We start from the raw sequence: 20,937 nt of genomic DNA, 5'->3' as shown, positions 1-20,937 counted from the left end.
ATGGGCGCCTATATTCTAAGACGCCTGTTGCTGGTTATTCCGACCCTTCTGGGCATCATGATTGTCAATTTCACGCTGGTTCAGTTCGTGCCCGGTGGACCGATCGAACAGATCATTGCTCAAATCGAAGGGCAGGGTGACGTCTTTGCCGGTTTTGCAGGCAGTGGTGACGCCGGAGCGGCCGCTGAACCCGCCGGAGGGGCCTTTGACGACAAATACGTCGGCGCCCGCGGCCTTCCGCCTGAATTCATCGCCGAGCTTGAGAAAGAGTTTGGGTTCGACAAACCGCCGGTCGAGCGGTTTCTGTCTATGATGGGCAACTACCTGACACTGGATTTTGGCGAGAGCTATTTCCGGTCGATCAGTGTGATCGATCTGGTGTTGGAAAAGATGCCCGTGTCGATCTCGCTGGGTCTTTGGTCGACCCTGATTGCCTATCTGGTCTCGATTCCGCTGGGCATTCGCAAGGCCGTCAAGGACGGATCGCGGTTTGATACCGTGACCAGCGGGGCGATTATTGTTGCCTATGCCATACCCGGTTTCCTGTTCGCGATCCTGTTGCTGGTACTTTTTGCAGGTGGGTCCTACTGGCAGATATTCCCGCTGCGGGGGCTGACCTCGGACAATTGGGACAGCCTTAGCCTGTTCGGAAAGATTACGGACTATTTCTGGCACATCGCTTTGCCGATCATAGCCCTTACGATTTCGGCTTTTGCGACGCTGACGCTGCTGACCAAGAACTCGTTTCTGGACGAGATCAAAAAACAATACGTCATGACCGCCCGCGCCAAGGGACTGAGCGAGCGGAAGGTGCTGTATGGCCATGTTTTCCGCAACGCGATGCTAATCGTGATCGCCGGTTTTCCAGCCGTGTTCATCGGTGTGTTCTTTGGTGGCTCGATCATTATCGAGACGATCTTCTCGCTGGATGGTCTGGGCAGACTTGGTTTTGAGGCCGCCGTGGCACGCGATTATCCGGTGATCTTTGGCACCTTGTTTATCTTTGGCCTGATGGGGCTGGTTGTGGGCATCATCAGTGACCTGATGTATGTGCTGGTCGACCCGCGCATCGACTTTGAAAAGCGCGAGGGGTAAATGGCTCTTTCTCCGCTCAATCAGCGCCGCTGGCGCAACTTCCGCCGCAATGGCAGGGCCTTCTGGTCACTGATCATCTTTTCGATCCTGTTCGGCCTGTCGCTATTTGCCGAGTTCATCGCCAATGACAAGCCGATCCTTTTGAAGTACCGGGGCGAATTCTACACGCCGATCTTCAATTTCTACGCCGAAACGGAGTTCGGAGGAGATTTCCAGACCGAGGCGATCTATCGCGACCCCGAGGTCATGTGCCTGATCGACAGCGGCGGGATTGAAGACTGTTTCGACGACCCCGAAGGCATCATCGAACAGATCGAGGCCGGCACCTATGAAGCTGACGGGTTCGAACGCGGCTGGGCAATCTGGCCGCTGATCCCCTATTCCTTTAACACCAGCGTGGATCGTGCAGGTGCCGCGCCGCTGCCGCCCAATGGGCAGAACCTGCTGGGCACCGATGATACCAAGCGCGATGTGCTGGCGCGGGTGATTTATGGTTTCCGTTTGTCCATTCTGTTCACGCTAATGGTAACTGGCGCTGCCAGCATTGTCGGTATCTTTGCGGGGGCCATTCAGGGCTTCTTTGGCGGTTGGCTGGACCTGATATTTCAGCGTGTGATTGAGATCTGGTCAGCGACGCCCTCGCTCTATGTCATCATCATCATGTTTGCGGTGTTGGGGCGAAGTTTCTGGCTGCTGGTGATCCTGATGATCCTGTTCAGTTGGACGGGCTTGGTCGGTGTCGTCCGGGCTGAATTCCTGCGGGCGCGAAACTTGGAATACGTACGCGCCGCACGGGCGCTGGGCGTGGGCAACATGACGATCATGTTCCGTCATATGCTGCCCAATGCCATGGTGGCGACGCTGACCTTCATGCCGTTCATCGTGACAGGTACAATTGGCGGTTTGGCCTCGCTGGATTTCCTTGGCTTCGGCCTGCCGTCCTCGGCCCCATCACTGGGCGAGCTGACCTTGCAGGCGAAACAGAACCTGCAGGCCCCGTGGTTGGCCTTTACCGCGTTTTTCACCTTTGCCATCATGCTGTCGCTTCTGGTCTTCATCTTCGAAGGCGTCCGCGATGCGTTTGATCCCAGAAAGACCTTCTCATGAGCCTTTTGGATGTGAACAACCTGAAGGTCTCGTTCAAGCAGGACGGTCAGGTCTCGGCGGCGGTCAAGGGCGTGTCCTTTACCGTTGATCGTGGGGAAACCGTGGCTTTGGTGGGCGAATCCGGGTCGGGCAAATCGGTGACGGCGCTGTCCACGGTGTCGTTGCTGGGCGACAGTGCGATCGTTGAAGGTTCGGTCAGGTATGACGGCGATGAAATGATCGGAGCGTCAGAGGACAAGTTGATGGATGTGCGTGGAAACGACATCAGCTTTATCTTCCAGGAACCGATGACCTCGCTGAACCCGCTGCATACGATTCAGAAACAGATGGCGGAATCGCTGGCGCTGCATCAGGGCGTTACTGGGGATGCTGCACGAGACCGGATTGTGGAACTGCTGACCAAGGTGGGCATCCGTGATCCGCGTGACCGGCTGGACAGCTATCCGCATCAGTTGTCAGGCGGACAGCGGCAACGTGTGATGATCGCCATGGCGCTGGCCAACAAGCCCGATATTCTGATCGCGGATGAACCCACAACGGCTCTGGACGTGACCATTCAGGCGCAAATCCTTGAACTGCTGGCCGAGCTGCAGAAATCCGAAGACATGGGGATGCTGTTCATCACCCATGACCTTGGCATCGTGCGCCGCATAGCCGACCGGGTCTGCGTGATGAAAGACGGTGAGATTGTCGAGACCGGCGTCACGACCGAGATTTTTGACAACCCCCAACACCCCTATACGCGCAAACTGCTGGGCGCCGAGCCCTCGGGCCAGCCTGATCCGGTGGCGTCGGATGCCGAAGAGGTTGCACGGACAGATCACCTGAAGGTCTGGTTCCCGATCCAGCGCGGATTTCTGAAACGCACCGTTGGGCATGTGAAAGCGGTTAATGACGCCACGCTCAGCGTACGCGCGGGTGAGACGCTGGGGATCGTCGGCGAAAGCGGCTCGGGTAAGACGACGCTGGCGCTGGCGATCATGCGGCTGATCGCGTCCGAAGGCGGGATTACTTTCCGCGATCAAGATGTGCGCCGCTGGTCCACGCGGGAATTGCGACGGTTGCGCAAGGATATGCAGATCGTGTTTCAAGACCCGTTCGGCAGCCTCAGCCCTCGGATGACCTGTATGCAGATCATTGCCGAGGGGCTGGCCATTCATAAGGTCGACCCGCACCGCGCACCGCGTGATCTGGTGGCCGAGGTGATGACCGAAGTGGGCCTCGACCCCGCCGCAATGGACCGATATCCCCACGAATTCTCAGGCGGGCAGCGTCAACGGATCGCCATCGCGCGCGCCATGGTGCTGCGGCCCAAGCTGTTGGTTCTGGACGAACCGACCAGCGCGCTGGACATGACGGTTCAAGTTCAGATCGTTGATCTGTTGCGCGATCTGCAGCGCAAATACGGACTGGCCTATCTATTCATCAGCCACGACCTGAAAGTCGTACGCGCCATGTCCCACAACGTGATCGTCATGCGCAACGGCGATGTGGTCGAGATGGGCACGGCTAAGGATTTGTTCGAGAACGCGCAGACGGACTATACCCGCGAGCTGATTGCGGCGGCGGGCTGATCCCAGCCCGCTCCTTGTTTACGCGCTGGCTTTCTCCTTGGCGGCCGGTTTTGGCACCGGGCCGCGCAGTTCCTCATAGTGATCAAAGCTCAGCTTGACCCAGCCGGTGCCGCGCGTGGCGCTGGCCAGGGTGCGGTGCAGCTCATCCTGCGCTACGGCGGGAAGCTGGGCATTGAATATTTCCCAACCCGAGGCGTTTGGATTGCCCTCAAACCCAAGAACTTGCCCCTGTAGTGAACTGATTGTGGGCACCAGATCGCCCACGAAATCCGAGGGCAGGTGAATCTCCGCACTCAGGATCGGTTGCAGCACCACGGGCTTGGCTTGGGGCAGCGCCTCGCGGACTGCGTTCTTGCCTGCCGTGCGGAAGGCATAATCGGAACTGTCGACGTTGTGGTGCTTGCCATCGCTCAGCGTGACTTTGACATCAACCACGGGAAAGCCTTCGGGCCCCTGTTCCAGCGCGTCTTTGGCCCCATGTTCGACCGAGGGGATATAGTTGCGCGGGACCGCGCCGCCTTTGACCACCTCTTCGAACTGGAACCCCGCCCCGCGTGGCATTGGCGCGACTGAGATCACCACGTCGGCAAACTGCCCTGCGCCGCCCGACTGTTTGCGGTGACGGTGGCGATGTTCGACGGGTGCTCGGATCGTCTCGCGATAGGCGGTTTCGACGGTGTCGGTGGCGATCTCGATCCCGAAATCCTCGGCCAGCTTCGCCGTCACGCGGCGCATATGCTGTGGGCCTTGCGAGCCTAGAACGGCGTGGCCGGTCAGGTCGTCTTGTCCCAGATGTAGGCCGGGGTCGATCTCGATCAGACGCGACAGGGCGTTGGACAGGCGCACGTCGTCGCGCTCATGCGCGGGTGAGACGACCTGACGGTGCCCCGCCGGGTGCGACGAGGCCCATTCGGGCAGCGGTGTCGCGCCTTTGCTGTCATAGATGTTGCCGGGGTTCAGGTGATCGGATTTGACCGCCAGTCCGATCTGCCCGGCGGGCAGGTCCGCGATCTGGGTCTTGGCGTCCAGCGTGGTCAGATTGCCGACGGTCTCACCGCCCAATGCCTCATGCGCTTTGACGCCGTCACCTAGGCCCCGCAGGACGACGATCTTGCCGATATGCTTTTTCACATCCGCAAATCCTGCGATGGCGCGGGCGTTCTCGGCAGCCTCGTCCCGGTCGGCAGCGATGTCGAACTCGGGGGCCTCATGCCGTAGGGCTTTCATCAGGCGGGTCAGTCCGTTGCCATGGCTGGCCGCGCCCAGACAGGCAGGGATCAGCTGGTGGTTCTGTAGGACCTGCGCGGCCAGATCGTAAATCTCACCACTGGGGGGCTGTTTGTCTTCGATCAGTTGTTCCAGCAGGTGATCGTCGAAATCCGACAGCGTTTCCAGCAGTTCGGTGCGGGCCTCTTGTTCGCGATCCTCGACCGATTGCGGCAGTTCGATCAGGGCGGAGGGCTGGCCCTCTTGGTATTTCCACGCCCGTTCCGAAATCAGATCGACCGCACCAACAATCGTGTCACCTTCGCGGATTGGCACCTGTCGCAAGGCGATGTGATGGGTGCAATAGGTTTGCAGCGCCGAGATGATGTCGCGGATGCGGCCATTGGGGCTGTCCATGCGGTTGATGAACAGGAAACAGGGGATGCCGGCCTCTTCGACCAGGCGCAGATAGGGGGCGCAGAGGACGGCCGCGTTGGGATCAGGTGGAACGACCACGACCGCCGCGTCCGAGATCGCCATGGCTGGCCCAACATAGGCCAGGTTATCGCCGCCCCCGTTGACGTCGATGGCGCACCAGGGTTCATCCAGGTAAGAAAAACCGTGCAAATGCACGGTCCCGGACACGTCGAATGTGGTGGGCCGCCCGTCGAGGCGGCTGATGGCCTCGACCAGAGTGGTTTTGCCCGATTGGCTGGGGCCGAGGACGGTGAAAACGCGCATGGGTGCTGTCCCTCTTTCAGGTTGCAGATATACCTGCACGAAAAGGGCTGTCCGGCGCGGTTGCGTCGGTAATAGCTGTCTGCGAATTCGCCTGCCTCGGGGTGCGATTGCACCCCCTGAGTGTGGAGAAAACCAGAGGCCTGCGTCAAGCCCCTGTGCGGGTTGGGGGTCGGCAGGCCGTGAACCCGGCCCGCCGGAAAGAGGTCAGATCGCCGAGCTGTGGCCTGCCTTGCTCAGGTCATAGGCGTCAAAGCTGCGAGCGATCATGCGGGTCAGGGCGCGGGCCTCTTGCGGGATGTAAAGGCCATCCTCGGTGATGCGCAGCAGCCCGTCAAAGGCGACATTGGCATCCGCATACATGCCCTGCAATTCGGCGACAGTGATATCATGGTCACGCAGAATCTCGGCCGTGTTGATCTGAAAATCGCACATCAACGCCTCGATCAAGCGCGCGCGCAGTACGTCCTGACCTTTAAACAGGTGTCCGCGCGAGGTTGAGAATCGCCCCTCTCGGACGGCCTTGGTATGAGCCGACGTGGCGGGCGCGTTCTGCGCATAGCCCTGCGGAAAGCGCGAGATCGAGCTGGCCCCGATACCAATCAGAACCTCGGCCTGATCGTCGGTATAGCCCTGGAAATTGCGCTTGAGCTTACCGGCGTTCAACGCGCGGGTCAGGCCGTCTTCCTGCGTGGCGAAGTGGTCGATGCCGATTTCGGCGTAATTGTCCCACATGAACAGACGGCGGGCGGTGTCGAACAGGTCCAGCCTCTGTTCCGGTGTGGGCAGCGCGTCCGAGGGGATCATTTGCTGCCGTTTGGCCATCCACGGCACATGCGCATAGCCATAAAGCGCCACGCGATCGGGGTTGAGCGACAGCAGTTTCTGCACGCTTTCCGTCATCCGGGTCTTGGTCTGATGCGGCAGACCATAGAGGATATCGGCGTTCAAGCTGGTGATGCCGCGTTCGCGGATCATGTCCACGGCCTTGCGCGTGGTGTCATAGCTTTGGATGCGGCCGATGGTCTTCTGTATCTCGTCGTCGAAATCCTGCACCCCGATTGAGGCGCGGTTCATCCCGGCCTCGGCCAAGGCATCCAAACGTGCCTCGTCAATCTCGTTGGGGTCGATCTCGACCGAGAATTCGGCGTTCGGCCCCAAAGGCACCACGTCCAGAATTCGCGCCGCCAGTTCGCGCATCAGATCCGCGTTCAGCAAGGTCGGCGTACCGCCGCCCCAATGCAGGCGAGACAGGGTCACGCCCTGGGGCAAGCGCGCAGCCAGCAGGTCCAGCTCGGCTTTGAGGACATCCACATAGGCGATGACCGGATTGTCCGTTTGGGTGCCTTGCGTCCGGCAGGCGCAGAACCAGCATAGCCTGCGGCAGAAAGGAACGTGGATATACAACGAGATCTCGCTGCCAGGTGTGATGCCGGAAATCCAGTCTCCAAAAAGCTCTGACCCTACGTCATTGCTGAAGTGGGGGGCGGTGGGATAGCTTGTGTAACGCGGGACTTTCGCGTCAAATAGTCCAAGCCGTGCCAGTTGTGGTTTTACTATCATAACGGTACGGTTAGAGGACGCCACGAACAGATGCTTTGATAGAGATCAAGTGGAAGCGCGCATGACACCCACATTCAAGATCGACCATACGAACTGTGCAGACTGCCCGATCCGACATCGGGCCGTGTGTGCCCATTGCGATGCTGATGAGCTGGAAGAGCTTGAAAGCATTAAGTATTATCGCAGTTTCGAGGCCGGTCAGACTGTCATATGGTCCGGCGATCAGATGAATTTTGTTGGCTCGGTCGTGTCGGGGATTGCGTCTTTGACGCAGACGATGGAAGACGGGCGCACTCAGATGGTCGGACTGTTGCTGCCAAGCGATTTCGTCGGGCGCCCGGGGCGCGAATCAGCGCCTTACGATGTGCAGGCGACCACAGATGTTGTCATGTGTTGCTTCCGGAAAAAGCCTTTCGAAGAACTGATGAACACCACGCCGCACATCGCGCATCGGTTGCTGCAGATGACGCTTGACGAACTGGACGCGGCCCGCGAATGGATGCTGGTGCTGGGGCGCAAGACCGCGCGCGAGAAGATCGCGAGCCTGCTGTCGATCATCGCGCGCCGCGATGCCTCAATCAACCAAAAAGGGGGGGCCATCGTCTTCGACCTGCCGCTGACCCGCGAGGCGATGGCCGATTACCTTGGCCTGACGCTGGAAACGGTCAGCCGTCAGATCTCGGCGCTCAAAAAAGATGAGGTCATCCTGTTGGAAGGCAAGCGCCACGTGACGATCCCCGATATGGGCCGCCTTATGGAAGAGGCGGGTGACGACTCGGATGGTGGCTTTCTGGTCTGACGCCTTTCAGTGCGCCAGAAAGACCGGAACCGAGGATTGTTCCAACATGTTGCGAGTTGCGCCGCCAAGAATGGCTTCGCGGAAGCGCGAGTGGCCGTAAGCCCCCATGACGATCATGTCAGCCTGAGTATCCACAGCGTGACGGTTCAGGATATCTGATACCCGTGGCATGGTTTTGCTGAGAACATCGATTTCACACTTGACCCCATGGCGCGATAGCATCTGTGACAGCATCCCGCCGGGGTCCGAACGATCCGGGCCATGCCGAGGCGGGTCAATTACAACGATACGCACTTGGGTTGCCGCAATAAGGAAAGGCAAAGCCCGGCGAATGGCGCGCATGGCCTCGACACTTTCATTCCAGCCGATCAAAATGGTGCCGGGCTTGCTGAAGATTTTAGCCGAGTCCGGAACAATTAACACAGGGGTGTGCCCTTCGAACATCGCGGCTTCGACAATGGGTTCCGCTTCGACGCCGCGGTTTTCACCGTAGGGCTGCGGCAAAACGACAAGGTCGGAAAACCGGGCGCGATGCGCAACATGTCGCCCCAAATCGGCGATTTGCGCAACACCGGATTCGGCAGACCATCGCACTCCTGACTTGGTAAAGAAGTCTTTTGCGAATGCCAGAATCTCTTCGGCTTCAGCATTGGCCCGGTTTAGGGTTTCCTGAAGAATCAAAGCGTTAGCGCCCGCATAATAATACCCTGTCTGGCTGCGGTCGACGCCAAGACACAGTGCTTCAGCATGCGCGTCCTGAGCTGTAGCCAGCGCCACGACCTGTGCAAGTGCCGAGTCAGATTGCGTGGTTTCTGTCATAACAGTGAGGAGAGATTTGTAAGCCATGTTGACCTCGTGCTTACGGGCCGGTTCCCTGCGACGTTCCAGCCCATTCGTTTCCTCAGCATTGTCATAGTATGCGGAGCTCTGTCTTGACACAGATCAAAGCAGTTTGAGCAGCTGTCGTAGAAAACAGCAGCCAGTCAAATGGGTCTCGCGACACCAAAGAATCGCGCGGGGCATGGCAAAGGGACGCAATATGTCAAATTATATCAAGCTGATCGTGCTTGGTGTGATTGCGGTATTCGCCGCGATCGCAACCAATTATGCACGCGATTTGGCGTATCAGGTGCATGCAATTCTGGTGATGTTTATCGCCGGCGGTTTGTTCATCTGGACGCTGAGAAACACGGATGAGCCAGAGACTTTCGTGGATCATTCCGGTGAGTACATGGATGGGGTGATCCGCTATGGCGTGATAGCAACCGCCTTTTGGGGGGTGATCGGTTTCGTCGCAGGAACCTTTATCGCGTTCCAGTTGGCCTTTCCGGCGCTGAACTTTGAATGGGCGCAGGGTTATCTGAACTTTGGCCGTTTGCGTCCGCTGCACACCTCGGCAGTGATTTTTGCATTTGGTGGTAACGCACTGATAGCGACCTCATTCTACGTGGTGCAACGCACCAGCGCCGCGCGCTTGTGGGGTGGCAATCTGGCGTGGTTCGTGTTCTGGGGCTATCAGCTGTTCATCGTTCTGGCTGCAACCGGCTATGTTCTGGGTGGCACGCAATCCAAAGAATATGCCGAACCCGAATGGTATGTTGACCTGTGGCTGACCATCGTCTGGGTCGCCTATCTGGCCGTGTATCTGGGCACCGTGATCAAGCGGAAAGAGCCGCATATCTACGTGGCCAACTGGTTCTACCTGGCCTTTATCGTGACCGTGGCAATGCTGCACGTGGTGAACAACATCACCATCCCGGTCAGCATCTGGGGTTCGAAATCGGTCATCGTCTGGTCGGGCGTGCAAGACGCCATGATCCAGTGGTGGTACGGCCACAATGCTGTGGGCTTCTTCCTGACTGCAGGTTTCCTGGGCATGATGTATTACTTCATCCCGAAACAGGCCGAGCGTCCGGTTTTCAGCTACAAACTGTCGATCATCCACTTCTGGGCACTGATCTTCTTGTATATCTGGGCTGGTCCGCACCACCTGCACTATACCGCCCTACCGGATTGGGCTTCGACGCTGGGTATGGTGTTCTCGGTCGTGCTGTGGATGCCGTCCTGGGGTGGTATGATCAACGGTCTGATGACGCTCTCGGGCGCATGGGACAAGCTGCGCACCGATCCAGTGATCCGTATGATGGTAATCTCGGTCGGCTTCTACGGCATGTCCACGTTTGAGGGTCCGATGATGTCGATCCGCGCTGTGAACTCGCTGTCTCACTACACCGACTGGACCATTGGTCACGTGCACTCGGGCGCGCTGGGCTGGAACGGCATGATCACCTTTGGTGCGCTGTACTTCCTGGTTCCCGTCCTGTGGAAGCGCGAGCGTCTGTATTCGCTGCAGATGGTCAGCTGGCACTTCTGGCTCGCCACGATCGGCATCGTTCTGTACGCCGCGTCGATGTGGGTCACTGGTATCATGGAAGGCCTGATGTGGCGCGAAGTGGATGCCAACGGCTTCCTGGTGAACTCGTTCGCTGACACCGTGGCTGCTAAGTTCCCGATGTATGTGGTGCGTGCTCTGGGTGGCGTGATGTTCGTCGCTGGTGCCGTGATCATGTGCTACAACCTGTGGATGACTGTGCGGAAAGCGCCGGCCAAAGAGGCCAGCCTGTCCGTCGCGGTCCCGGCTGAATAAGGAGGGCCGGAGCAATGGCAATTCTCGACAAACATAAGATCCTCGAGACCAACGCGACCCTCCTGCTGGTATTCAGCTTTTTGGTCGTGACCATCGGTGGCATCGTGCAGATCACCCCGCTGTTCTATCTTGAGAACACCATCGAGAAGGTGGAGGGCATGCGCCCTTACACCCCTCTCGAAATGGCAGGGCGTGAAATCTACATTCGCGAAGGCTGCTATGTCTGCCACAGCCAGATGATCCGCCCCATGCGGGACGAGGTTGAGCGCTATGGTCACTACTCATTGGCGGCTGAATCGATGTATGATCACCCGTTCCAGTGGGGCTCCAAGCGGACCGGTCCTGATCTGGCCCGTGTGGGAGGCCGCTATTCGGACCAGTGGCATGTGGACCACCTGCGTGATCCGCAGTCGGTTGTTCCAGAATCGGTGATGCCGAAATACGGCTTCCTCGAAAACCGTAAGCTGGACGGCAAGTATATCGGTGACATCATGCAGGCGAACGCCGTTGTCGGCACGCCTTACACCGAGGACATGCTGGCCAATGCCGAGGCTGACTTCCGCGCGCAGGCCGATCCCGACAGCGACTATGACGGGCTGCTTGAGCGCTATGGCGACAAGGTCAGCGTACGTAACTTCGACGGTCAGCCAGAACTGACCGAAGCGGATGCGTTGGTGGCTTATCTACAGATGCTGGGCACGCTGGTCGATTTCTCGACCTTCACCCCGGACGCAAGCCGCTAAGGAGGGCGTTATGGAAGAATACACACTCCTCAGACAGTTCGCGGATAGCTGGATGCTGCTGCTGTTGTTCACTTTCTTCATTGGCATCGTGGTGTGGGTTTTCCGCCCCGGTTCCAGCAAGGAATACAACGACACCGCCAACATCCCCTTCCGGCATCAAGACAAACCCGCCGAATCCAAGGAGGCGCGGCCATGAGCAAGACACCTGATAAACAGCCGGGCGATCCGAATACCACGGGTCACAGCTGGGACGGTATCGAAGAATTCGACAATCCGATGCCTCGCTGGTGGCTGTGGACTTTTTACGCCTGTATCTTCTGGGGCGTGATCTACACCATCATGTATCCGGCATGGCCGCTGGTTCAATCGGCAACCGCTGGTGTTGTTGGCTGGTCCTCGCGCGGGGAAGTGCAGCAGGATATCGTGTCCTTCGAAGAAGCCAACGCGCCTTGGAATGCGCGGCTGGTAGAAACGCCGCTTGAGGAAATCTCGGCGGACGCCGAATTGCAGCAATACGCTGTGAACTCGGGTGGTGCCGTATTCCGCACCTGGTGTGCGCAGTGCCACGGCTCGGGCGCGCAGGGGGCCACCGGCTTCCCGAACCTTCTGGATGACGCCTGGCTTTGGGGCGGTTCGCTTGAGGATATCGAATATACCGTTGCCTATGGTATCCGGAATGAAGAAAGCGACGATGCGCGCTATTCCGAGATGCCGGCCTTTGGCGAGCTTCTTGAAAAGGATGAGATCACTCAGGTCGTTCAGTACGTGATGTCCCTGACCAACGCCCAGTCGGATGACGCAGCGGCTGAAGCCGGTAAGGTTGTCTTCGAAGACAATTGCGCGGCCTGCCACGGCGAAGACGGCAAAGGCGATGTCTTCCAGGGCGCGCCGAACCTGACCGACGCGATCTGGTTGTACGGCGGCAGTGAAGAGGCTTTGACCGAGACGGTCACCTACAGCCGCTTCGGCGTTATGCCTCCGTGGGAAAACCGCCTGACTCAGGCGCAAATCCGCGCCGTGACCGCTTATGTCCACCAGCTGGGTGGCGGTCAGTAAGGCGAAAAGAATACCTCCGGACGGTTCGCCGTCCGAAGGTTGAAGCACCGGCTGTTCCATCTGTTCGCGCGTTTCCAGAACAGCCGGTGCTGACTTTTTAGACTACCGACGAAAAAAGGTGTGGTCCAGACTCACCTTTTCGCGCGCATCGCTTTTTTGTTTCCACCAATGCCCGTCCGGCAACCAATTCTGACGGTGTTCCTTTTCTTGCTGATTGCGGTCCATGCTTTGGGTCGCGGTCATGAAACTGCGCGCTAGGATCGAAAGCATTTTTGTACTCCTTTGCTGTTTGTAGCTTATTTGAGGATTGCCCTGTGGGCCCGAAAATGCGACTCAATTACCTTGTCAATGTGTAAGTAAGGCTTACAGATGGATTGGATGAAGATGCCGCCCCTTGCGGCGCTCAGGGCTTTTTCTGCCTTTGCGGAAACGGGCAATGTGGTGCAGGCGGGTTCGATGTTGAATGTCAGCCACGCTGCAATCAGCCAGCAGCTGCGGGCGTTGGAAAAGCACTTAGGTACCAGCCTTCTGGACCGGTCGGGCAAGTCGATGGTTCTAACACCCGAGGGTGAGCATCTGGCCCAAGCTTTACACCTTGGGTTTCGTGCCATTGGCGCGGCAGTGACCGATCTGGTGCAATCGGGCCTTGATCGACCGGTTCATGTTTCTCTAACCCCGTCTTTCGCTGCATCGTGGCTGATGCCAAGGCTGCCGGCTTTTCAGGCGGAACATCCGGATATTGATTTGGCGTTGGACCCTACCCCAAAGCTCGTGACTCTCGGGCCTGGAGGGGTGGATGTGGCTCTCCGTTATGGAGCGGGAGGTTGGCCCGGAGTGACATCCGAGCTTTTACTGCCAAGCCCGATTACCATAGTGGCCGCGCCTTCATTGCTAGGGGACAAGACGGACTGGACTGCTGCCGAGTTAAGTCAGCTGCCTTGGCTAGAAGAGTTCGGGACCACTGAAGCAACGACATGGCTTGCTGGACAAGGAGTAGAGCACGGCCCCCGTGCCGGGCGAATTGCATTGCCCGGAAACCTGCTGCTGGACGGGCTCCGCGCGGGTCAGGGCGTCACGGTGACGGCGCGGCATTTTGTCGAATCCGACATCGCCGATGGACGGCTGGTCGAACTGTTCTGCCAGCCGGGCAACAGCGGATATCATATTGTAACCACTGAAAATTCTATGCGTCCGGCGGTCAGAACCTTCGTGTCCTGGCTGCGGCGGCAATCCGGTCGCATGTGACAAAAGGTGTCTGCACGATGCGCTTTTGACCCATGTCAAAGAGCTTATCTGTGTGATCTGGGACAAGACACAAAAAATAAAGCCAAATCTGGAGCCAGCTCGTGAGCGATTCCGACCCCGCCCCCAGCCTATATGCTGCAAGGGAGCCTATTTTCCCCCGTCGTGTATCCGGCCCGTTCAGAAACCTGAAATGGATCATCCTCGCGGTTACTCTGGGGATCTACTACATCACTCCGTGGATCAGATGGGACCGTGGCCCCAGCCTGCCGGATCAGGCAGTGCTGCTGGATCTGGCAAACCGCCGGTTCTATTTCTTCTGGATCGAAATCTGGCCGCACGAGTTCTATTTCGTGGCCGGTCTGTTGATCATGGCCGGTTTGGGCCTGTTCCTGTTCACCTCGGCTTTGGGGCGCGTGTGGTGCGGTTATGCCTGTCCACAGACGGTGTGGACCGACCTCTATATTCTTGTGGAGCGCTGGATCGAGGGCGACCGAAATGCCCGCCTGCGCTTGCATCGTCAGGAAAAGATGGATTTGCGCAAGGCGCGTCTGCGGGTCACGAAGTGGGTGGTTTGGCTCCTGATTGGTCTCGCGACCGGCGGGGCATGGGTGTTTTACTTTGCCGATGCGCCCACATTGCTGCGCGATCTGGTGACTGGGAATGCGCATCCCGTGGCCTATACGACCGTGTTGATTCTGACCGGCACCACCTTTTTGTTTGGCGGCTTCGCGCGCGAACAGATTTGTATCTATGCCTGCCCGTGGCCGCGTATTCAGGCCGCAATGATGGACGAGGATACTCTGGTCGTGGGCTACCGCGAATGGCGGGGCGAGCCGCGCGGCAAAGGCAAGCGCACAGCGGATTCCGAGCTTGGCGATTGCATCGACTGTATGGCCTGCGTCAATGTCTGCCCGGTGGGGATCGACATCCGTGATGGCCAGCAGTTGGAATGCATCACCTGCGCGCTGTGCATTGACGCCTGTGACGACATGATGGCCAAGATCGGCAAACCGCGCGGTCTGATCGACTATATGGCGCTGAGCGACGAAACCCGCGAACGCGCTGGTCAGCCGCCCAAGAACATCTGGAAGCACATTCTGCGCCCGCGGACCATCATGTATACGGCCATGTGGTCGGCGGTGGGCTTTGCGCTGCTGTTCGCGTTGTTCATCCGCTCGGAAATCGACCTGACCGTCGCGCCTGTGCGGAACCCGACCTTTGTGACCCTGTCTGACGGGACGATCCGCAACACCTACGACGTTCGGCTGCGCAATAAGCATGGCGAGGATCGCTTGTTCAAATTGTCGCTGACCGGCGATCCGGCCATGCGGATCGTGATTGAGGGCACGAATCTTGATACAGTGAATGTCACAGCCGATACTGCCCAGCTTGAGCGCGTCTATATCGTTGCGCGTAAAGAGACTGGTCCAGCGGCAGAGGATGTGACGCCTGTGCGCATATGGGTCGAAGACCTGCAAAGCGGTGAGCGCGCCTATAAAGACACGACCTTCAACGGACGAGGGCAGTAAGATGGCAGAACGTCAATTCACCGGAAAACACGCGCTGGCCGTGTTTGTTGGGGCCTTCAGTGTGATCATCGCCGTCAATCTGGTGCTGGCCTACAGTGCTGTGAAGACCTTTCCGGGGCTTGAGGTTAAAAACTCCTACGTGGCCAGTCAGGAGTTTAACGAACGCCTGCAGGAACAGCAGGCTCTGGGTTGGGAGATTCGGGCCGAGGTTTCCGGCGGATTGCTGATCCTGCATATCACCGACAAGACCGGTGCGCCGGTTCAGGTGGCCGAGCTGCAGGCCGTCGTGGGTCGGGCCACTCATGTCAAAGAGGATTTCGCTCCCGATTTCACCTTTGACGGCATCGCCTATGCAACGCCCGCGTCGCTGGGCAAGGGCAACTGGAACATCCGTCTGGTTGCCAAAGACCATAGCGGAGCGGAATTCGCACAGCGCGTACCGCTCTATGTGAAGGGGTAGGGGACTGTGGCGCAGATGAGTTCCGGTACGGCGGCTTGTCCGGGTTGTATCGCAGCCCCAGCAGAACCGGCACGGTCGATCCCTCAGGACGTACAGATCGCGCTGTCGTTGCCAGGTATCCATTGCTCGGCTTGTATCTCGACGGTCGAGCGTGCGCTGAACGCCACGCCCGGCGTCGAGGATGCGCGCGTCAACCTGACCCTGAAACGCGCCATGATCAAAGCCGCGCCCGATCTGCGCGCCGCCGATCTGATCCCTGTGCTGGAAAACGCGGGCTTTGAGGCGCATGAGCTGGACCCCGGCGCCCTGTCCGCCACGCAGGCTGACAAGGCGGGGCGTGATCTGCTTATGCGGCTGGCGGTGGCCGGGTTTGCCTCGATGAACGTGATGCTGCTGTCGGTCTCGGTCTGGTCCGGGGCAGCGGATGCAACGCGGGACATGTTCCACTGGATTTCGGCGGCGATTGCGCTGCCTGCGATTGCTTTCTCTGCGCAGCCCTTCTTTGCGAATGCGTGGTCGGCCTTGCGCGTGCGCCGTCTGAACATGGACGTGCCAATTGTGCTGGCGATCCTGCTGGCGCTGGTCACATCGCTATGGGAAACTGCGCTGAGCGGCGAGCATGCCTATTTCGACGCCGCCCTGACGCTTACCTTCTTCCTGCTGGCTGGACGCTATCTGGATTACCGTACTCGCGCTGCAGCCCGATCTGCGGCCGAGGAGCTGACCGCGCTGGAAGTCCCCCGCGCCATTCGAGTCGTGGATGGCATCGAGGAAGAGGTCGCCGTTGCCACGCTGAGTGTGGGCGACCTGATCTTGATCCGCCCCGGCGGGCGGATGCCCGTGGATGGCGAGATTGTCTCGGGTCAATCGGAGCTCGACCGGTCGCTGCTGACCGGAGAAACCCTGCCGGTCTTTGCCGAAGCGGGCACGACCGTCAGCGCCGGAGAAGTCAACCTGACCGGCCCTCTGACCATTCGCGCGACGGCGGTGGGTGAAGATACCTCGCTGCACCGTATGGCCGATCTGGTCGCCATCGCGGAATCGGGGCGCTCGCGCTACACGTCGCTGGCCGACAAGGCGGCCAAGCTTTATGCACCGGGGGTACACATCCTGTCGGCGTTCAGCTTTGTAGGGTGGTATATCTATTCCGGCGATATCCGCACCGCGCTGAACATCGCCGCCGCCGTGCTGATCATCACCTGCCCATGTGCGCTGGGGCTGGCGGTTCCTGCGGTGACCACGGCGGCCTCGGGGCGGTTGTTCCGCAAAGGGATGCTGATCAAACACTCCACCGCGCTGGAACGTCTGGCCGAGGTTGATACGGTTGTTTTCGACAAGACCGGCACGCTGACCTCTGGCACTCCGGAACTGACCAATCTGGGCGATCATTCGAGATCCGAACTTGAGGTCGCGCTGGCACTGGCCGAAGCGTCCTCGCACCCGTTGTCGGTTGCTTTGACCAAGGCCGCTCGCGAGGCAGGGATCAAGCCCGCCACGCTGAAAGAGGTCACAGAGGTTCCGGGCTACGGTACCGAGGGTACCTATCGTGGCCAAAGCGTGCGTTTGGGCCGGGCGGCATGGACCGGTGCAGACGAAGGCGATCAGACCGCCGCATGGCTGGCCATCGCCGGGCAAGCGCCGTCGGCATTCCTGTTCTCGGACGCGCTGCGCCCCGGCGCTGCGGAGGCAGTGCAGACGCTGCGTGATGCGGGTAAAGAGGTCATCCTGATCTCGGGCGATACGCAAGGCGCGGTTCAGGCACTGGCGGGCAAGCTGGGGATTGAAAACTGGATTGCGCAGGCCCTGCCGCAGGACAAGGCCACGCATGTTGAGGCTCTGCGCGATCAGGGCCATCACGTGCTGATGGTGGGCGACGGGCTGAACGACACCGCGGCGCTGGCGGCGGCGCATGTGTCGATCTCACCGGCCTCGGCGCTGGATGCGGCGCGGGTGGCCTCGGACATTGTGCTTCTGGGCAATGATCTGTCGCCCATCGCCGACGCCTGCGACACCGCAGCCAAAGCAACCAAACGGATTCGCGAAAACTTTCGCATCGCCACCGTCTATAATATCATCGCGGTGCCGTTGGCTGTGGTTGGTCTGGCTACGCCGCTGATTGCGGCACTGGCGATGTCGACATCGTCTATCACCGTGTCTTTGAACGCATTGCGGGTAAGGTAAAGCGATGGAAGTTCTGGCCTATCTGATACCGATTTCCCTGTTTCTGGGAGGGGTTGGGCTGGTGGCGTTTGTCTATACTGTCCGCTCGAACCAGTATGACGATCCCGAGGGCGACGCGCGGCGCATCCTCAGCGATGAATGGGACGACAAGCCCAAGCCCTGACAGCCCTTGAAATTGCCGCAATGCCCGGTTATGTCCGGCCCATCCGCTAGCAGAGAGAACACCGCCAAATGGCTACCATGAATCCGATCCAGTTCATTCAGCAAGTCCGCGCCGAAGTTGCAAAGGTCGTCTGGCCGACGCGTCGCGAGGTTCTGCTGACCACGGTCATGGTGTTCATCATGGCGGCCCTTACCGCTGTGTTCTTTGCGCTGGTCGATCTGGGCATTCGTGGCGGTCTGCAACTGATCCTGGGCATGTTCGGCTAAACCCGCGCGGGCAGGGTGGAAACACCGCTTCCCCCTTGCACAGCACGCGATGTCCTTGTAGGTCACGCGGAACTATTCGGAATGGGCGTGCGGCGATTCGGACCGCGCGCCGCTTTTTATTCCGGGTAACGTAATGGAATTTCAATCACGGGCACGCGTTGCCGCTGCCTGAGAAAAACAAGGACGACAGGTTCATGGCGAAACGGTGGTACTCGGTCAGCGTTCTTTCGAATTTCGAAAAGAAGATCGCAGAACAGATCCGCACGTCGGTGGCAGAACACGGCCTTGAGGACGATATCGACGAAGTGCTGGTGCCCACCGAAGAGGTGATCGAAGTGCGCCGGGGCAAGAAGGTCACCACCGAACGCAGGTTTATGCCCGGTTACGTGCTGGTGCATATGGAGATGTCGGATCAGGGCTATCACCTAGTGAACTCGATCAACCGCGTCACCGGCTTCCTGGGCCCGCAAGGCCGTCCGATGCCGATGCGTGATGCCGAGGTGAACCAGATCCTCAACCGCGTTCAGGAAGGCGAAGAAGCGCCCAAGCTGATGATCTCCTTCGAGGTCGGCGAGAAGGTCAAGGTCAACGACGGCCCGTTCGAGGATTTCGACGGCATGGTCGAAGGCGTGGACGACGAGAATCAGAAGCTGAAGGTTTCGGTTTCGATCTTCGGTCGCGAAACCCCGGTCGAGCTGGACTTTACGCAGGTGACCAAGCAGAGCTGACTTAACCTGCTGCGAGATTCGAAGCGCCGCGATGCCTTGAGCAACGCGGCGTTTTTTTGTTTCAAACCAGTTCTAGCAGCCGGAGGCAAGGGGCAGGCTACTTCGGTGGCAGGGAAAGAACTGTGTAGCTATGGCGGTCCGGGGATCAGTTCATTTTGTTGAAGGGCTGTCAGAATGTCGAGGATTGTCGACGGGCTGAAATCCACCGATCCGTCAAGAAAGACACCCAGCCCGCCTTCTCCGATTTCTTTCGGGCCGCCATTGTCGTAAACCGGATCGAGTGAAGCGAGTTCTGCTGGTAATTCCGGACACAATGGGGTTTCGTTCAAAACAAGGTCCACAGCGGCCAGCATCAATTCCTTAACAGAGTCCAGAGTGTCGTCCTTCAGAAGTTGCTCGCGCTGTTCTTCAGGGGCCGTAAGTGTAAGATCAATGAGTTTGAAATAAGCACAATTGTCGCGCAGCTCGACGGTCGCCGCGGTGGACATATTCGCCAGGATGGCTCTTTTTTGTTCGCCCCGCTGAAAGTCGCGCTCGCTGGTTCGACTGCATTCGAAGATTGTGATGGTTACATCTCCATTCAAGTCAATCGCGTCGTCTTGGGCTTTGAGGCTTAAGTCATCCAGCCGGGCCTGCAGGCCGCAATTGTCGATGATCGCGTTGTCAGCCAACTGCTCTGGCACTGTTTTTTGTATCTCTCGGAGATCGAGAAGGGCGTTTACCCCGATCCGTGTAGGGGCAGCGGCAGTGATTTTCATGTCCAGCGTGTAGGGGAGCTTTGTTTCGCGCACCGGTAAAGTAGCGTCGATCAGAAAGTTCACCTGCTGAGCGCTAGGAGCGCGAACGCCGGGAACTGCTGCCGCCAAGACCAAGATCATGAACCAATGTCTCATTCAGCAAACTCCAAAACACCAAGCGCTTTTAGGCCCGCAAGGACTTTGACGATTGTCTCGGCGCTGACATCAGCCGATCCGACAACTGCGGCTCCCATCCCGCCCGGAGCAATTTCGCGTGTGCCGCCGGATTCGTAGATTGGGTCGAGAACTGCGAATTCTTCGGGCAGTGGCGGGCAGACCGGGTTTGCGGCCAAAAACTCTCCACCCTTTTCTAACACGGCTTCGTTGATGCGGTTGGTCAAACCAAAAAGATTGCTGACGGCGCCGATAAAGCCACGCGGGTTGAGGTCAACATTTTCGATACTGAATGTCAGGCACTGGCCTTTAACTTCCGCCTTGGCGACAGCAACGGCATCGACTGTAGCCCCAAAATAACGAATGCCAGCTTCTTCACGCCGGTTGCACCTGGTAAATTGAGCGCGGGCCGAACCCTCGACCTTTACAGTATCGCCTATGGCAGTGACATCGCGGACCTCAAGATAGATCTGACGTTTGCAGCTTTCTTCCAGAGGGCCAGTCAGAATCTGCGGCGCCTTTTCCTGCAATCCGCGCAAGTCCATGAACGCCCTTATTTGCAACCTTGTGGGGCTGGCTTCTTCAAGGCCACTGTAAACCGTGAAAGGAACGGGAATGTCGCGTAGGGGAACTTCCTTGGTCAGTTTTATCTGAAACCGACCGGCATAGTTGGCAGGATCAATCCCCGTCGTGGCGGTTGACACGGGACTGTTGGACCCGTTGGATTGGCCGGTTGTCTCGGACGCGGCGTCCTGATCCTGAGCCTTGCTGCCACATCCCGGCAGCATCGCTAGGAAAACGCAGATCAGTAGCCCCTTGTTCAGCCGAGATGATGCCATCCCCGATCACCTCTTTTGCAATCAAGCAGTTCCAAGATACCCGTCTTGTTCTCTGGCGCAACTTATGTATTCAAGTAAATTATTCTG

General features: G+C 58.7%; 21 protein-coding genes. 15 read left to right on the top strand and 6 right to left on the bottom strand.

Features of this window, described 5'->3' with window-relative positions; genetic code table 11:
- The 3 genes from ABWV79_RS19020 to ABWV79_RS19010 are packed head-to-tail and all read left to right on the top strand — an operon-like array spanning window position 1 to window position 3,776.
- Complete coding sequence (locus tag ABWV79_RS19020) at window positions 1-1,095, top strand: microcin C ABC transporter permease YejB (protein ID WP_170754462.1); 1,095 nt, start codon at window positions 1-3, stop codon at window positions 1,093-1,095.
- On the top strand, window positions 1,096-2,202 hold the full coding sequence (locus tag ABWV79_RS19015) for an ABC transporter permease (RefSeq protein ID WP_170355323.1): 1,107 nt from the start codon (window positions 1,096-1,098) through the stop codon (window positions 2,200-2,202).
- Window positions 2,199-3,776: an ABC transporter ATP-binding protein gene (locus tag ABWV79_RS19010; RefSeq protein ID WP_353393952.1), complete on the top strand. Its 1,578-nt coding sequence runs from the start codon at window positions 2,199-2,201 to the stop codon at window positions 3,774-3,776. Before ABWV79_RS19015 ends, ABWV79_RS19010 begins: the two co-directional genes overlap by 4 nt.
- Window positions 3,777-3,794: 18 nt before the next feature.
- On the opposite strand, the gene ABWV79_RS19005 is transcribed toward ABWV79_RS19010, so the two are convergent.
- Complete coding sequence (locus ABWV79_RS19005; RefSeq protein WP_353393950.1) at window positions 3,795-5,723, bottom strand: elongation factor G; 1,929 nt, start codon at window positions 5,721-5,723, stop codon at window positions 3,795-3,797.
- 204 nt (window positions 5,724-5,927) lie between these two features.
- Window positions 5,928-7,283 (bottom strand): oxygen-independent coproporphyrinogen III oxidase, encoded by a 1,356-nt coding sequence (hemN, locus tag ABWV79_RS19000; protein WP_353393948.1) that lies wholly within the window; start codon window positions 7,281-7,283, stop codon window positions 5,928-5,930.
- Between the two features lie 61 nt (window positions 7,284-7,344).
- On the opposite strand from hemN, the gene fnrL reads away from it, so the two are divergent.
- Window positions 7,345-8,082 (top strand): transcriptional regulator FnrL, encoded by a 738-nt coding sequence (gene fnrL, locus ABWV79_RS18995; protein WP_170754454.1) that lies wholly within the window; start codon window positions 7,345-7,347, stop codon window positions 8,080-8,082.
- Window positions 8,083-8,088: 6 nt separating this feature from the next.
- Here the strand turns inward: fnrL and ABWV79_RS18990 are convergent, their stop codons facing one another.
- The gene (locus ABWV79_RS18990; protein ID WP_353393946.1) at window positions 8,089-8,928 is read right to left on the bottom strand and encodes a universal stress protein; all 840 of its coding nucleotides are present in this window, start codon (window positions 8,926-8,928) and stop codon (window positions 8,089-8,091) included.
- A gap of 193 nt (window positions 8,929-9,121) precedes the next feature.
- Between ABWV79_RS18990 and ccoN the strand changes: the two genes are divergently transcribed.
- From ccoN to ccoP, 4 genes are read left to right on the top strand one after another with little or no spacing between them, the layout of a single operon-like run.
- Window positions 9,122-10,729, top strand: coding sequence for a cytochrome-c oxidase, cbb3-type subunit I (gene ccoN / locus ABWV79_RS18985; protein WP_170355317.1), 1,608 nt, complete (start codon window positions 9,122-9,124; stop codon window positions 10,727-10,729).
- Between the two features lie 14 nt (window positions 10,730-10,743).
- Window positions 10,744-11,472, top strand: a complete 729-nt coding sequence (gene ccoO, locus ABWV79_RS18980; protein WP_170355316.1) for a cytochrome-c oxidase, cbb3-type subunit II — start codon at window positions 10,744-10,746, stop codon at window positions 11,470-11,472.
- 10 nt (window positions 11,473-11,482) lie between these two features.
- The gene (locus ABWV79_RS18975; protein WP_170355315.1) at window positions 11,483-11,668 is read left to right on the top strand and encodes a cbb3-type cytochrome c oxidase subunit 3; all 186 of its coding nucleotides are present in this window, start codon (window positions 11,483-11,485) and stop codon (window positions 11,666-11,668) included.
- Window positions 11,665-12,528: a cytochrome-c oxidase, cbb3-type subunit III gene (gene ccoP, locus ABWV79_RS18970; protein ID WP_170754450.1), complete on the top strand. Its 864-nt coding sequence runs from the start codon at window positions 11,665-11,667 to the stop codon at window positions 12,526-12,528. Before ABWV79_RS18975 ends, ccoP begins: the two co-directional genes overlap by 4 nt.
- Before the next feature lie 102 nt (window positions 12,529-12,630).
- Here the strand turns inward: ccoP and ABWV79_RS18965 are convergent, their stop codons facing one another.
- The gene (locus tag ABWV79_RS18965) at window positions 12,631-12,798 is read right to left on the bottom strand and encodes a hypothetical protein (protein ID WP_353393943.1); all 168 of its coding nucleotides are present in this window, start codon (window positions 12,796-12,798) and stop codon (window positions 12,631-12,633) included.
- Window positions 12,799-12,897: 99 nt separating this feature from the next.
- Here ABWV79_RS18965 and ABWV79_RS18960 point away from each other — a divergent pair, with 99 nt between their 5' ends.
- The 7 genes from ABWV79_RS18960 (at window position 12,898) to nusG (ending at window position 19,100) form a co-directional block, all read left to right on the top strand.
- On the top strand, window positions 12,898-13,773 hold the full coding sequence (locus ABWV79_RS18960; protein WP_170754445.1) for a LysR family transcriptional regulator: 876 nt from the start codon (window positions 12,898-12,900) through the stop codon (window positions 13,771-13,773).
- Window positions 13,774-13,874: 101 nt separating this feature from the next.
- Window positions 13,875-15,302, top strand: coding sequence for a cytochrome c oxidase accessory protein CcoG (gene ccoG, locus ABWV79_RS18955; RefSeq protein WP_353393941.1), 1,428 nt, complete (start codon window positions 13,875-13,877; stop codon window positions 15,300-15,302).
- A 1-nt stretch (window position 15,303) separates the two neighbouring features.
- Entirely contained in the window at window positions 15,304-15,762 is a 459-nt protein-coding gene (locus tag ABWV79_RS18950; RefSeq protein ID WP_170355311.1) for a FixH family protein, read from the top strand.
- Window positions 15,763-15,777: 15 nt separating this feature from the next.
- Window positions 15,778-17,943: a heavy metal translocating P-type ATPase gene (locus ABWV79_RS18945; protein ID WP_353393939.1), complete on the top strand. Its 2,166-nt coding sequence runs from the start codon at window positions 15,778-15,780 to the stop codon at window positions 17,941-17,943.
- Window positions 17,944-17,947: 4 nt separating this feature from the next.
- On the top strand, window positions 17,948-18,106 hold the full coding sequence (gene ccoS / locus ABWV79_RS18940) for a cbb3-type cytochrome oxidase assembly protein CcoS (protein ID WP_170355309.1): 159 nt from the start codon (window positions 17,948-17,950) through the stop codon (window positions 18,104-18,106).
- A gap of 68 nt (window positions 18,107-18,174) precedes the next feature.
- Window positions 18,175-18,372 carry a preprotein translocase subunit SecE gene (gene secE, locus ABWV79_RS18935; protein WP_170355308.1) on the top strand — a complete coding sequence of 66 codons (198 nt, stop codon included), beginning with the start codon at window positions 18,175-18,177 and terminating at the stop codon, window positions 18,370-18,372.
- A 194-nt stretch (window positions 18,373-18,566) separates the two neighbouring features.
- Complete coding sequence (gene nusG / locus ABWV79_RS18930) at window positions 18,567-19,100, top strand: transcription termination/antitermination protein NusG (RefSeq protein WP_170355307.1); 534 nt, start codon at window positions 18,567-18,569, stop codon at window positions 19,098-19,100.
- A 128-nt stretch (window positions 19,101-19,228) separates the two neighbouring features.
- Here nusG and ABWV79_RS18925 read toward each other — a convergent pair whose 3' ends face one another.
- Window positions 19,229-19,921, bottom strand: coding sequence for a hypothetical protein (locus tag ABWV79_RS18925; protein WP_353393936.1), 693 nt, complete (start codon window positions 19,919-19,921; stop codon window positions 19,229-19,231).
- A 68-nt stretch (window positions 19,922-19,989) separates the two neighbouring features.
- Window positions 19,990-20,850, bottom strand: a complete 861-nt coding sequence (locus ABWV79_RS18920) for a hypothetical protein (RefSeq protein WP_353393934.1) — start codon at window positions 20,848-20,850, stop codon at window positions 19,990-19,992.
- Window positions 20,851-20,937 lie beyond the last annotated feature (87 nt).

The organism is Ruegeria sp. HU-ET01832 (assembly GCF_040371315.1).
In the GTDB taxonomy this organism is placed as follows: domain Bacteria; phylum Pseudomonadota; class Alphaproteobacteria; order Rhodobacterales; family Rhodobacteraceae; genus Ruegeria; species Ruegeria lacuscaerulensis_A.
This window is presented reverse-complemented; position numbering and strand designations above follow the sequence as displayed.